Source organism: Bradyrhizobium erythrophlei (genome assembly GCF_900129505.1).
Classification (GTDB): domain Bacteria; phylum Pseudomonadota; class Alphaproteobacteria; order Rhizobiales; family Xanthobacteraceae; genus Bradyrhizobium; species Bradyrhizobium erythrophlei_D.
Genome location: NZ_LT670818.1, coordinates 683,891 through 697,262, shown reverse-complemented (window position 1 = coordinate 697,262; position 13,372 = coordinate 683,891). Strand labels below are relative to the sequence as shown.

The 13,372-nt window shown below is 63.3% G+C and carries 13 protein-coding genes; 7 read left to right on the top strand and 6 right to left on the bottom strand.

What is annotated here, in order from left to right; translation table 11 throughout:
• The first annotated feature begins 119 nt into the window (after positions 1-119).
• The 5 genes from B5525_RS03295 (at position 120) to B5525_RS03275 (ending at position 6,020) form a co-directional block, all read left to right on the top strand.
• The gene (locus tag B5525_RS03295) at positions 120-2,927 is read left to right on the top strand and encodes a hybrid sensor histidine kinase/response regulator (RefSeq protein WP_079564642.1); all 2,808 of its coding nucleotides are present in this window, start codon (positions 120-122) and stop codon (positions 2,925-2,927) included.
• 74 nt (positions 2,928-3,001) lie between these two features.
• Positions 3,002-3,472, top strand: a complete 471-nt coding sequence (locus B5525_RS03290) for a chemotaxis protein CheW (protein ID WP_079564641.1) — start codon at positions 3,002-3,004, stop codon at positions 3,470-3,472.
• 74 nt (positions 3,473-3,546) lie between these two features.
• Entirely contained in the window at positions 3,547-3,912 is a 366-nt protein-coding gene (locus tag B5525_RS03285) for a response regulator (protein ID WP_079564640.1), read from the top strand.
• 81 nt (positions 3,913-3,993) lie between these two features.
• Positions 3,994-5,151, top strand: coding sequence for a protein-glutamate methylesterase/protein-glutamine glutaminase (locus tag B5525_RS03280; RefSeq protein WP_079564637.1), 1,158 nt, complete (start codon positions 3,994-3,996; stop codon positions 5,149-5,151).
• Positions 5,148-6,020, top strand: coding sequence for a CheR family methyltransferase (locus B5525_RS03275; RefSeq protein ID WP_079564636.1), 873 nt, complete (start codon positions 5,148-5,150; stop codon positions 6,018-6,020). The genes B5525_RS03280 and B5525_RS03275 overlap by 4 nt, the downstream gene beginning before the upstream one ends.
• Before the next feature lie 33 nt (positions 6,021-6,053).
• Here B5525_RS03275 and B5525_RS03270 read toward each other — a convergent pair whose 3' ends face one another.
• From B5525_RS03270 to B5525_RS03260, 3 genes are all read right to left on the bottom strand, one after another.
• Complete coding sequence (locus B5525_RS03270) at positions 6,054-7,211, bottom strand: glutathionylspermidine synthase family protein (RefSeq protein WP_079564635.1); 1,158 nt, start codon at positions 7,209-7,211, stop codon at positions 6,054-6,056.
• 9 nt (positions 7,212-7,220) lie between these two features.
• Positions 7,221-7,466 carry a hypothetical protein gene (locus B5525_RS03265; RefSeq protein WP_079564633.1) on the bottom strand — a complete coding sequence of 82 codons (246 nt, stop codon included), beginning with the start codon at positions 7,464-7,466 and terminating at the stop codon, positions 7,221-7,223.
• Positions 7,467-7,597: 131 nt separating this feature from the next.
• Positions 7,598-8,815: a virginiamycin B lyase family protein gene (locus B5525_RS03260; protein ID WP_154073040.1), complete on the bottom strand. Its 1,218-nt coding sequence runs from the start codon at positions 8,813-8,815 to the stop codon at positions 7,598-7,600.
• Positions 8,816-9,044: 229 nt separating this feature from the next.
• Between B5525_RS03260 and B5525_RS03255 the strand changes: the two genes are divergently transcribed.
• Positions 9,045-9,245, top strand: a complete 201-nt coding sequence (locus B5525_RS03255; protein WP_079564631.1) for a hypothetical protein — start codon at positions 9,045-9,047, stop codon at positions 9,243-9,245.
• 27 nt (positions 9,246-9,272) lie between these two features.
• Here B5525_RS03255 and B5525_RS03250 read toward each other — a convergent pair whose 3' ends face one another.
• The gene (locus B5525_RS03250; RefSeq protein ID WP_425305254.1) at positions 9,273-9,665 is read right to left on the bottom strand and encodes a hypothetical protein; all 393 of its coding nucleotides are present in this window, start codon (positions 9,663-9,665) and stop codon (positions 9,273-9,275) included.
• Positions 9,665-10,069, bottom strand: coding sequence for a DUF350 domain-containing protein (locus B5525_RS03245; protein WP_079564629.1), 405 nt, complete (start codon positions 10,067-10,069; stop codon positions 9,665-9,667). Before B5525_RS03245 ends, B5525_RS03250 begins: the two co-directional genes overlap by 1 nt.
• A 138-nt stretch (positions 10,070-10,207) precedes the next feature.
• Between B5525_RS03245 and B5525_RS03240 the strand changes: the two genes are divergently transcribed.
• Positions 10,208-12,376, top strand: a complete 2,169-nt coding sequence (locus B5525_RS03240; RefSeq protein ID WP_079564628.1) for a phospholipase D-like domain-containing protein — start codon at positions 10,208-10,210, stop codon at positions 12,374-12,376.
• Positions 12,377-12,483: 107 nt separating this feature from the next.
• Here the strand turns inward: B5525_RS03240 and ctrA are convergent, their stop codons facing one another.
• On the bottom strand, positions 12,484-13,185 hold the full coding sequence (gene ctrA, locus B5525_RS03235; protein ID WP_029587227.1) for a response regulator transcription factor CtrA: 702 nt from the start codon (positions 13,183-13,185) through the stop codon (positions 12,484-12,486).
• Positions 13,186-13,372 lie beyond the last annotated feature (187 nt).

The window sequence follows — 13,372 nt, the reverse complement described above, 5'->3', positions numbered from 1 at the left end:
CTTTGTTGAGCCCGTTCTTTTTCATTTGCTCAACCAATATTAAACGCTTTGCGGAGAAGCTGGCCTCGTTCTGAAAGGCGTGTCGAAATCGCGCGCCGGTGCGTCTGAAGGCCTGTTTCATGGATGATCTGTTGCGGGAGTTTCTGACGGAAACCAGCGAGAGCCTGGATACCGTCGACAATCAGCTGGTGCGGTTCGAGCAGGAACCGAACAACGCCAAGATACTCGATAACATTTTTCGCCTGGTCCACACCATCAAGGGCACCTGCGGCTTCCTCGGACTGCCGCGGCTGGAAGCGCTGGCGCATGCCGCCGAGACCCTGATGGGCAAATTCCGCGACGGAATGCCGGTGACGGGCCAGGCGGTGACGCTGATCCTGACCACGATCGACCGCATCAAGGACATCCTGGGCCAGCTCGAGGCGACCGAGGCGGAGCCCGACGGCTCCGATCAGGATCTGATCGACGAATTACAGGCGATGGTGGAGCGTGGGATGGAAGCGATGTCAGCGTCGGCTCCGCCGATCGCGTCCGCGGCTTCGCCGGTCGCGCCGGCGTCAGCCTCGTCGGCCGAAGCAGCGCCTGCGGCTCCCGCTGAGCCTGCGGTTGCGGCGGGCTCCTTGATACCGCAGATGCTGGAGCGGCCGCTGCGTCCCGGCGAAGTGTCGCTGGATGAACTGGAGCGCGCGTTCCGCGAAACCGCGATCGAGGTTGCATCGCCGCCCACGGCGCCGGTCGCGCCAGCTGTCGCCGCGCCCGCGCCGCGGGCCGCGCCCGCCAGGCAAGCCAAGCCGGTGGCGAAAGAGGCAAAGCCGGCCGCCGCCGTAAAACCCGCGGCCAGCAAGGTGGCCGCCGCCGACGAAGTGCACGAGGCCGACAAGGTCGCCAACCAGTCGATCCGCGTCAACGTGGATACGCTGGAACATTTGATGACCATGGTGTCGGAACTGGTGCTGACCCGCAATCAGCTGCTGGAGATCTCGCGGCGCAACGAGGACACCGAGTTCAAGGTGCCGCTGCAGCGGCTCTCCAACGTCACCGCCGAACTGCAGGAAGGCGTCATGAAGACGCGGATGCAGCCGATCGGCAACGCCTGGCAGAAGCTGCCGCGCATCGTGCGCGACCTCTCCGGCGAACTCGGCAAGCAGATCGAACTGGAGATGCACGGCGCCGACACCGAGCTCGACCGCCAGGTGCTCGACCTGATCAAGGATCCGCTCACCCACATGGTGCGCAACTCCGCCGACCACGGCCTGGAGACCCCGGCCGAGCGCGCGGCCGCCGGCAAGCCCGAGCAGGGCACCATTCGGCTGTCCGCCTATCATGAAGGCGGCCACATCATCATCTGCATCGCCGACAACGGCCGCGGCCTCAACACCGAGCGGATCAAGGCCAAGGCGGTCTCGAGCGGTCTCGTCAGCGAGGCTGAACTCGAGAAGATGACCGAAGCGCAGATCCACAAGTTCATCTTCGCGCCCGGCTTCTCGACCGCGGCCGCGGTCACCTCGGTGTCCGGCCGCGGCGTCGGCATGGACGTGGTGCGCACCAATATCGACCAGATCGGCGGCACCATCGACATCAAGTCGGTGGCCGGCGAGGGTTCCAGCGTCACCATCAAGATCCCGCTGACGCTTGCCATCGTCTCGGCGCTGATCGTGGAAGCCGCCGGCGACCGCTTTGCCATTCCGCAGCTGGCGGTGGTCGAACTGGTGCGGGCGCGGGCCAATTCCGAGCACCGCATCGAGCGCATCAAGGACACCGCGGTGTTGCGGCTGCGCAACAAGCTGTTGCCGCTGATGCACCTGAAGAAACTGCTCAAGATCGACGACGGCTCCTCTTCCGATCCGGAGAACGGCTTCATCGTCGTGACCCAAGTCGGCAGCCAGACCTTCGGCATCGTGGTCGACGGCGTGTTCCACACCGAGGAAATCGTGGTCAAGCCGATGTCGACCAAGCTGCGCCACATCGACATGTTCTCCGGCAACACCATCCTGGGCGATGGCGCCGTGATCATGATCATCGATCCCAACGGCATCGCCAAGGCATTGGGCGCCTCGGGTGCTGCCAGCCATGAAATCGCCGACGAGAACGCGGCTTCCCGCGCCAGCGCCGCCGATCAACTGACCTCGCTTTTGGTGTTCCGCGCCGGCAGCGCCCAGCCCAAGGCGGTGCCGCTCGGCCTCGTCACGCGTCTGGAGGAGATCGCCGCCGACAAGATCGAGCTCTCCAACGGCCGCTACATGGTGCAGTATCGCGACCAGCTGATGCCGCTGGTGCAGATGAACGGCGTCAATGTCCAGACCACAGGCTCGCAGCCGATCCTGGTGTTCGCCGACGACCGCCGCTCGATGGGGCTGGTGGTCGACGAGATCGTCGACATCGTCGAGGAGAAGCTCAACATCGAGGTCGCGGGCGAGCAGCTGGCCGGCATTCTCGGCTCCGCCGTGATCAAGGGCCAGGCCACCGAAGTGATCGACGTCGGCCACTTCCTGCCGATGGCGTTCCCCGACTGGTTCACGCGCAAGGAGATGGCGCCGTCGGCGTCCGCGCAATCGGTGCTTTTGGTCGACGACAGCGCGTTCTTCCGCAACATGCTGGCGCCGGTGCTCAAAGCCGCCGGCTACAAGGTGCGGGTGGCGCCGAACGCGCAGGAGGGCCTGACGGCGCTGCGCTCGGGCCAGGTCTTCGACGTGGTGCTGACCGACATCGAGATGCCCGACATGAACGGGTTCGAGTTCGCCGAAATTATCCGGGCCGACCAGCACTTAAGTGCGATGCCGATCATCGCGCTGTCCTCGCTGGTGTCGCCGGCGGCGATCGAGCGCGGCCGGCAGGCCGGCTTCCACGATTACGTTGCCAAGTTCGACCGTCCCGGCCTGATCGCGGCGCTGAAGGAACAGACCGCCGAACTCAACCGCGCGGCATGAAACAAGTTCAGCCAGCCATGAGCAAGCTCAGCCCGGGCATAAGCAAGCTCAGCCCGGGCATAAGGATCTGAAGCATGACCAGCAAGACCGACTTGACCGAAGGCGCCGTCGCCGAATACGTCACCGCGATGATCGGAGGCCAGCTGTTCGGGCTGCCGATCTCCCGCGTCCAGGACGTGTTCATGCCGGAACGGCTGACGCGGGTGCCGCTGTCGCCCGGCGAGATCGCCGGTGTGCTCAATCTGCGCGGCCGCATCGTCACCGTGGTGGACATGCGCGCCCGGCTAGGGCTGCCCAGGGCCGACGACGGCAAGCCGCCGATGGCGGTCGGCGTCGACCTGCGCGGCGAGTCCTACGGCCTGCTGATCGACCAGATCGGCGAGGTCCTCAGGCTTCCCGACGCGGGCCGCGAGGAAAATCCCGTCAATCTCGATCCCCGCATGGCCAAGCTCGCCGGCGGCGTGCATCGCCTCGACGGTCAGCTCATGGTCGTCCTCGATGTCGATCGCGTCCTCGAAATCGTGCCTGATTTGATGGCGGCATAAGACCGCCGGCAGGCACGCCAACCGGTGGCAAATGGAAACGTCCCTTTCAGGGATCGGAAGAAGCAGAGGCTGAAATGAGAACATGTCTTGTAGTTGATGACTCGAGCGTCATCCGAAAGGTCGCAAGGCGCATCCTGGAAGGTCTCGACTTCCAGATCATCGAAGCCGAGGACGGCGAGAAGGCGCTGGAAGTCTGCAAGCGCGGACTGCCCGACGCCATTCTGCTCGACTGGAACATGCCGATCATGGATGGCTATGAATTCCTCGGCAATCTGCGTCGCATGCCCGGCGGCGACCAGCCCAAGGTGGTGTTCTGCACCACCGAGAACGACGTCGCGCACATCGCGCGCGCGCTGCACGCCGGCGCCAACGAATACATCATGAAGCCATTCGACAAGGACATCGTCACCGCGAAGTTCCAGGAAGTCGGATTGATCTGATCTGCCTGTTTCGATCCGGCGGCTGAAAGCCATCGGCGTTACCGCTGCAATGGTGCCGCGTTCAGCCGTATCTGGTGAGTAATGAGTGTTGCTTTGACAAGTTCCCCAGCCCCGACTTCGACACGGCAAGAGCCGTTGCGGGTGATGGTGGTCGACGATTCCGTCGTTATCCGGGGATTGATCTCCCGTTGGATCGGATCCGAACCGGACATGGTGGTCGCGGCCTCGCTGCGCACCGGCCTTGACGCCGTCAACCAGATCGAGCGCGTCAATCCCGATGTCGCCGTACTCGATATCGAAATGCCGGACCTCGACGGCATTTCTGCGCTGCCGCTGCTGCTGGCGAAGAAGCGCAACCTGATCATCATCATGGCGTCGACCCTGACCCGCCGCAACGCGGAGATCAGTTTCAGGGCGCTCTCGCTCGGCGCTTCGGACTACATCCCGAAGCCCGAAAGCACCCGCGAAGCGTCGGCCGCCGACACCTTTCACCACGACCTGATCCAGAAAATCCGCTCGCTCGGCGCCAAGGTCCGCCGCAGGCCCCCGGCGACATCGTCGCCGGCGCTGGACCGGGCGAGAGAGCCGTTGACGCGGCCCATGCCGTCGCCGGTTGCGCAGCCGCCGCTGATGCGCCGCGCCTTCAGCATCCACGCGCCGCGGGTGCTCCTGATCGGTTCATCGACCGGCGGTCCACAGGCGCTGATGGCGCTGGTGACCGAACTGGGCCCCGTGATCGACCGCTTTCCGGTGCTGATTACGCAACATATGCCGCCGACCTTCACCACCATTCTAGCCGAGCATTTGGCGCGATCGAGCCATCGGCCGGCGCACGAAGCGGTCGATGGCGAGATCGTCAAGGCCGGCCGGATCTATCTCGCTCCGGGTGGCCGCCATATGCGCGTCGTACGCCACGGCGCCGACGCCGCGATCGCCCTCGATGACGGCCCGGCGGTCAATTTCTGCAAGCCCGCGGTCGATCCGTTGTTCACCTCGGCGATCGATGTCTGGCAGGGCGGCGTTCTCGCGCTGGTGCTGACCGGCATGGGCTCGGACGGGATGCGGGGCGGCAAGGAGATCGTCGCGGCCGGCGGCAGCGTGATCGCCCAGGACGAAGCCTCGAGCGTTGTCTGGGGCATGCCCGGTGCTGCCGCGAATGCGGGAATTTGCGCCGCCGTTCTGCCGCTCAATCAGATCGCTCCGAAGCTGGTGCGGGTGTTCGCGGGAGATCGCTCGTGACGCCATTGGATTACGACTTTCTGCGCAAGCTTCTGAAGGAACGCTCCGGCCTCGACCTGTCCGCCGACAAGCAATACCTGGTCGAAAGCCGGTTGATCCCGCTGGCGCGACGGGCGGGACTGCCCGGCATCGCCGAGCTCGTGGCGAAAATCAGAACCGGTGCCGCGGCGCTCACATCGGAAGTGGTCGAGGCGATGACCACCAACGAGACCTTCTTTTTCCGCGACAAGATTCCGTTCGATCATCTGCGCCAAGCGATCCTGCCGGCGCTGGTGCAGGCCCGCGCCAGCCGGCGTTCTCTGCGGATCTGGTGCGCGGCGTCCTCCACCGGGCAGGAGCCCTATTCGATCGCGATGTGCGTCAAGGAATTCGCCGGGCTTTCGGGCTGGCGGGTCGAAATCGTCGCGACCGATCTGTCGCAGGAGGTGCTCGAGAAGTCGAAGGCGGGACTCTACAGCCAGTTCGAGGTGCAGCGCGGCCTGCCGATCCAGATGCTGGTCAAGCATTTCACCCAAACCGGGGAGCTGTGGCAGCTCAATGCCGATATCCGCGCCATGGTGCAGCACCGGCAACTCAATCTGCTGCAGGATTTTTCCCACCTTGGCACGTTCGACGTGATCTTCTGCCGCAACGTCCTGATCTATTTCGACCAGGACACCAAGGTCGGCATCTTCGAACGCGTGTCGCGGATGCTCGAGCCCGACGGCGTGCTGGCGCTCGGTGCGGCCGAAACCGTGGTGGGAATCTCCGACGCTTTCAAGCCCTATCCCGAACGCCGCGGGCTTTACCGGGTGAACACCGAACGGGCCGCGCGCGCCGGTGTCTCGGCGACCATGCCGCAGGTGCTGAAGCTGGTCGGCGCGCGCTGATCGCCGTCGCTTGCTGTGGCGCTCGAAACCACTTCAGAGAATCGCGTGCGGCAGGAACCGCGACGTATTGCCGGTGATCGGATTCTCGTCCTCACGGATCGATAGCCCGCACGGCACGTGGTCGATCAGCCAGCTTCCGATCACCGGATGTTGCCCGGAAAAGTTCGGCAGCGGTGCGAGCGCCTGGCGCACGAAACCTTCGGCGCCATAGGGGCCTTGCTGTTCCATCACCGTCGTGCCGTCGCTGACCAGCGTGACGTTGGCGCCCTCGCGCGAAAAAAGCGGCTTGCGCACGAAGCTCGTCCCGAGGTGTGCTGCGTTCGGGTCGTCGTCGAAGAAGGCCGGCAGCAGGTTGGGGTGATCCGGAAACATCTCCCACAAAAGGGGAAGAATGCCCTTGTTGGAGAGCAGGGCTTTCCACGGCGGCTCGATCCAGCGCGTCGGCGCCCTGGCGAGGCGGGCGCCGAATTCGTCGTGGAACATCCATTCCCAGGGGTACAGCTTGAACACGAGCCCCATCGGCCGATCGTCGAGATCGACGAAGCAGCCGTCGTCGCGCAAGCCGATGTCCTCGATGTCGATCAGCGTGGTGGCGAGGCCGGCCTGACGTGCGGTATCCTCGAGATAGGTCAGCGTGCCGGCGTCCTCGGGGTTGTCGGTGGTTCCCGTGAGATGAAGATGGCGGCCCGCGCCGAGCCTATTCCACGCTTCGATCAGACGTTCATGGATCGAATTGAACTGGTCGGCATGGCCGGGAACGATGTGCCGATCGATCGCCTGCTCCAGCCATGTCCACTGGAACACCGCCGCCTCGAAGATCGAAGTCGGCGTATCCGCGTTGTATTCCAGCAGTTTTGCCGGCCCGGATCCGTCGAAGCGGAGGTCGAGCCGGCCGTAGAGGCTGGCCTCGTCGCGGTGCCAGCTTTCCGAGATCAGCGGCCAGAAGGTTTCCGGGATCTTCAGCCGGCTCAGATATTCGTCGTCATCGACCGCGCAGCCGACGAGTTCGAGGCACATCGCGTCGATTTCAGCGGTCGGCGCTTCGATCTGATTTTCGATCTCGTCCAGCGTGAACGCGTAACAGGCGCGCTCGTCCCAGTAGCGCTCGCCGTCGATGGTGTGAAACTCGAACCCGGTTTGCTCGGCGGTCAGGCGCCAGTCGTCGCGCTCGGGACAGGCGAGGCGCTGCATGGCGTGGTGCTAGCCGCCGCCATGGGCGTAACCGCCATGCGCGTGGCCGCCATGGAAATGCGCGTGCAGCCGGTGCGGCGCGCCGCCGAAGCCGCCATAGCTCACGCGGCAATATTCCCGCAAGCGTCCGTCCGGCTCGCGCTGCAGTTCGGAGATCTGCCCGGGACCGCAATCGCGCCGCACGAATCCCATCGACACCGCGCCGGCGGCCGCCGTACCCATCATGGTCAGGATAACACGGCGCGAACGTTTCATGGGCGGCCCCTCGAGTATGATGATTATCCTGGGTGGCTGATAGTTTCCATCACGCTCAGCCGTTGAAGCAAGCAAAAGCCAATCCCTTCACGGGATCGTGCGGCGAGGGCACGCATCTGCGCGCTGTCGGCTCACTTCTCGATCGTCACCAGCGTGACGCCGTTGACGAGACTGTTGGCCAGCAGAAAATTGCCGTCGCGCGTGACCGACGTGTTGCGAACGATGTTGCCGCCGCCGGGGATCGCCCAGCTTTGGAATTTTTCGGTCCTGGGATCGAAGCGCACCACCGTGTTCGGCGTCGAGCCGGACTCGCTGTACCAGATGACATCGGAGATCGCCGAAATGCCATAGGGCTCGGACTTCGGCCCGCTCGGGGATGGCCACTCCGTCACCTTGCCGGTCGTGGAATCGAGCCGGCCGAGATAGCCGCGGGAATAATCCGAGTACCAGACGATGTCGTCGCTGGTGATCGCGATGCGCCGCGGCCGCGACGCCGGATCCGGCAGCTTGTATTCGTGGAATTCCAGCGTCTTCGGATCGACGCTGCCGACCTGGTTGGTGCCGAACTCGACGAAGAATACGATGCCCTTGGAATTCAGCGCCATGCCGTAGGGGCGCGCATTGGCCGTCGGCGGCGTCAAAAGCTTGATCTCGCCGGTCTTGGGGTCGAGACGGCCGATGCGGTTGGCGTTCTGCATCGTGAACCACAGGATGCCGGCATCGTCGAAGATCAGCGTATGCGGATCGCCGGTTTCCGGCGTTGGATATTCGGTGACCGCGCCGGTCTTCGGGTCGAGCTTGCCGATCAGCGAGCCGGTGTTGCCGGTGTACCAGATGTTGCCGTCGGAATCTTCCTTCAGGCCGTGCGGTCCGGAATGCGCGGTCTTGAGGTGAAACTCCCTGATTTCGCCGCTGTTCGGATCGACCCGGCCGAGCACGTTGGCCAATTGGCCCGTGTACCACAGCGAGCCGTCGCTCGCCGCCAGCGGGTCATGCGGCCGCGAGCCCGGCGTCGGCGCCTGCCATTCCCTGAACGAGATTTTCGCGGGCCCAGGGATCACCGCCCCGGCGGGCTTGCCCTTTTCCGGAAAACTCCTGATCAGATAGACCTTGAGCGGCTCGATTTGATCCGCCGGCAGGGGAGCGCCCTGGTTGATCATCATCTGCAGCACGGTGTTCCAGCCCTCTGGCGTATAGCCCGCGCCAACGCGGCTCAGCAGCGCATGACAGATATTGCAATTGGCTTGCGCCAATTCCTTGCCGGGGCCATCCGGCAGTTGCTGGCCGAGCGCCGGATACGCTGCGCAAAGCAAGGCTGCGGTCAAAATCGCGCATGATCGACGGGACATGATCACCTCCCGGAATTTTCACTCTACGATCGCCGTGGCGCAATTTTATGGAAGGAGAGCGTCATCGCCAAGGCAGCCTGCGTCAAGCCGCAATAATCGGGCCGGCGGCACCCGGGGCGCAAACCACTGGCCCGCGAGATTACCGGGGGCTCGCTGCGAACTCTATCGGCCTCTTTGATCAGGATCATGGCGCGGGTCAGGAATCGTATCAGGATGGCAATGACCAAATATGGAGGGCATCATGGAAAAGCGAAGTACAGTCGACGCCGTCGTTGCTGAAAGCCTGGTTTTCGAATCAAACTTCGGCGGAGCCGAAGGGCCGGCGGCCGATGCGAGTAAGCAAGCCGCCGAGCGGCCTCAGTCAATTCCCGCCTGGAGCGCCGCAGCGCTTGCCTGCGAGACCATCAAGACCAGCGACCCGGCGGCGTAGCCGCGCATCCGCGTTAGGGCCGCCCGGTCAGCCGCCACCGGAAAAATGCGCCGCGAAAGCATGCGCAAAGCCGCCGAATCCGCCGCGGGTCACCTTGGCTGAAGCGGAATCGGACGAGGCGGCGGAGGATTGCCGGCCGGATGAGTCGTCGCTGCCGAAGAAACTGCTCCGCGACGATAACGAACCGCCGCCGCTGCCGGATGAAGATCCGCGCGGCGGGCATTGCGCGTTCGCGTCCGACGCCAGTCCGGGCCGCTGTCCGCAATTCTCGCCCGGCATCAGCGCGTAGGCGGCCCCGCCGACCGCGAAGGTGCCCATCAGAAGCAGCGCCACATGGTTGGATCGCTTCACCGGTTGAACCGTTGGGATCACGACCGGTCTGCGCTTGCCGAATTCCGTGGTGGGCTGGTTTGCCATCATCAATAGATCATCGAGGCGGCGTTGAGCGCGCCTGCGGCAAGCGAAGCAAGCCCGAGCCAGATGGCGGAGGCGAGTTCGCCCGCCGCGATCCGTGCCGACAGGTTCGGAATCGGGATCTTGACGATGAAATAAACCACGATCTGGACGATCAGCGCGATTACGCTCCAGACCAGGCAATCCACGATATTGGCGGAATGGGCGATGGCGCTAACCACCGGAAGCGTAAAGCCGAGCAGGCTGAGGCCCAAGGCAATCGCGGCTGCCGGATCGTTGTCGCGGATCAGCTGGAATTCATTGTGCGGCGTGACACGGGTATAGACGAAGAGGTAGGCGACGACGGCAATGATCGCCGTGCAGAAATAAACCAGGAATGCCGGCAATCCGGCCAGTGACTGAAGGATCATGTTGCTTCGCGCCGTGTGAAGTAGCTCATATATGGTTTCGCTATTCTCATTTAGCGTGTATAATTATCTATCGACAACGTGCCGTTATCTTGGCCTTGCTGGCAAAATTGGCCTTGCTGGCAGAAGAGGAGCGTTTCGATGCCCGCAGTCGCATTCTCCAACAATGATATTGCCGTCGTCGCCTGGACCTTCGATCGCCACCTCGATGGCTGTCTCGGCTTCGCCATTCATCAAATTGATATCGACGCCAACGGCAAGGAAACGGTTCTGCCGGCGCTGGCGCGATTCGCAAACCAGAACGCCGCCAATCTGACGACCGAACAGGCGCCTGTCCAGAAATTCTGGTGGAAGGATCTGTTTGCAAAACGCGGCGGGACCTACCAATACCGCATCGTGCCGATGGGCGGAAGCCCGGGCGCCGCGTTGACCCCGCTCGCAGGTGTCGACCCTCTGCTCAGCAACAAGGTCACGCTGACGCCGCAGCGCCCGCCGTTCAACGTTTATTTCAACCGCGGTATCACCGCGACCCAGGCGCTGAGCCACGCGCTGAACGACAAGCCCAGCATCAACGCGCTGGCGCCTCACATTCTCGATCCCGCCGACCCGATACGGATCCGGCTGACGGGTCAGCTATCCGAAGGCGTGACCTCGCTGCTCGATCGTGCCGACAAGGGCGGCGGCATTATTCATGGCGCGCTCTATGAGCTCAACGATCCCAACGGGCTCGAAAAGCGTCTGCAGGCGAATCCGAAAAGCCGCGACGTGATCCTTGGCAACGAGCAATCCGTCGATCCAAAGACGAAGAAGGCGATCGAGGATGGCGATTCGGCCAACCGGGCCGCGCTGAAGGCGGCGGGCGTGAACGTGATCGACCGCATTCTCGGCAAGGGCGATATTCCGCACAACAAATTCCTGGTCTTGAGCGATAAGGGCGCGCCCACAGCTGTGCTGTCGGGGTCGACCAACTGGACCTCCACCGGGCTGTGCACGCAAACCAACAACGCACTGGTGATCGAATCTGCCGAAATCGCCCAGCGCTATATGGACTACTGGAACGCGTTGAAGGCGGATATCGACGCCGCCGGGGGAGACGAGAAGAAATTGCAGTCGCCGGCGCTGCGCGATTTCACCCATGAGAACAACGACGGCTCGATCGCCAAGCCGATCAGCCTCGGCAACGGCGTCACCGTCGAGGTGATGTTTTCGCCGAACACGCAGCACAAGCTGGTCAGTCCGCCCAAGGAAACGCCGAACGACATGAACAGGGTGTTCGACCTGATCAACGGCGCCAAGCAGGCGGTGCTGTTCCTTGCCTTCGATCCCGGCAACAATTCGATCCTCGACGCGGCCGGCCGGGCGCTGGCGAAAAATCCCGATTTGTTCGTTCGCGGCGCGTTGACCAGCCCGCAGCGGGCGCTCAATTTCTCGGAAGCCCTGCATCAGGGCGGCGCGACCGAGCAGGGCGATGGTGCGGATCAGGCGGCCGGGTCCGATGCCAAGGTCACGGTGGTCGGCGAACCGGGAAAGCCCAAGAAAAAGGGCGCCAAATTGGCGTCGGCCAAGCCCGATTCGCGTGCGGTGCCGGCGGGAGCCGTCACCAAGGACGATGCGTTTGGCTTGTGGGAAGCGGAGCTGGCAAAGTACGGCTTTGCCATCATTCACAACAAGATCGTGGTGATCGACCCCTTCAGCGACAACTGCACGGTGGTCACCGGCTCGCACAATCTCGGCTTCCGCGCCTCGCACAACAATGACGAGAACATGGTGATCATCCGCGGTCACCGCGGGCTGGCGGAAGCTTATGCCTGCCATGTGCTCGATCTCTACGACCATTATGCCTGGCGCTTCCTGCTCAAGGAGCATCCCGATATCTTCGGCAAGCCACTGGAAGCCGACGACAAATGGCAGGAGCGTTACATCGCAGGTCCAGACGAGAAGGCGCCGGAGTTGCGGTTCTGGCTGGCGGCGGCGGGCGGCGGCGACACCGCCTCTTCGGGCGTCGCGTCGCCAGGCCAGAAGCCCGCAGCCCCGGCGCAGCCCGCCGCGGGCCCGGCCACCGAGAAACCGGCAAAAAAGCCGAGGAAGAAGGCGGCCGCGAAGAAGAAGTCAGCGACAAAGAGGTCGTCCAGCGTCCAGGCGGCCAAAAAAACCGTCAAGACGGCAAAGAAAAAGAAAGCCGGCAAGCGGCCGGCCAAGAAGCCGACGAAGAAAGCAGCCAAGAGGAAAACGGCCGGGAAGTCCGCGAAGAAATCGGCCAGGAAATCGGCCAAGAAATCCGCCAGGAAGCGCGCTGCCAAAAAACGCTAGAATCAGCGCGTAGCCGCCGCGACGCACAAAAACAAAAACCCCGCCATTTGTGGCGGGGTCCAGTCTGGGAGGAGAGAGCCCGGCGGGCTCCCGGCAGGACCCAGTGATCAGGCGGGGATGCGCTCTTCGGCCTCGTGCGGCTCGCGCAGCACGTAGCCGCGGCCCCACACGGTCTCGATGAAGTTGCGGCCCTCGGAAGCGTTGGCGAGCTTCTTGCGCAGCTTGCAGATGAAGACGTCGATGATCTTCAGCTCCGGCTCGTCCATGCCACCATAGAGATGGTTGAGGAACATTTCCTTGGTGAGGGTAGTTCCCTTGCGGAGCGAGAGCAGCTCCAGCATCTGGTATTCCTTGCCCGTCAGATGGACGCGCTGGCCGCCGACCTCGACCGTCTTGGTGTCGAGATTGACCACGAGATCGCCGGTCTGGATCACCGACTGGGCGTGGCCCTTGGAACGGCGGACGATCGCATGGATGCGGGCGACCAGTTCGTCCTTGTGGAAGGGCTTGGTCATGTAGTCGTCGGCGCCGACGCCGAGACCCTTGACCTTGTCCTCGATGCCGGCGAGGCCGGACAGGATCAGAATGGGGGTCTTGATCTTGGAGACCCGAAGCTGCTTGAGCACGTCGTATCCGGACATGTCGGGCAGATTAAGATCCAGCAGTATGATGTCGTAATCGTAGAGCTTTCCGAGGTCCACGCCTTCCTCGCCGAGATCCGTCGTATAGACGTTGAAACTCTCGGATTTCAGCATCAACTCGATCGACTGCGCGACGGCGCTGTCATCTTCTATCAGCAATACGCGCATGCCAGTCCCCTTTAGTCGCCGCTCCGGGCGTCAGGTCGGCCGCACTTGCGGCACTCAAAACGCCTTTGAACAACTGATTCGGATCCTGACGACATATGGTTAACAAAATCTGATTCCTTTGCGCAAGCTCTCTCAGTGCAATTTTTAGCGAATCGCTCTAAGACTTTGCTTCGAAGCAGTTTTTGGT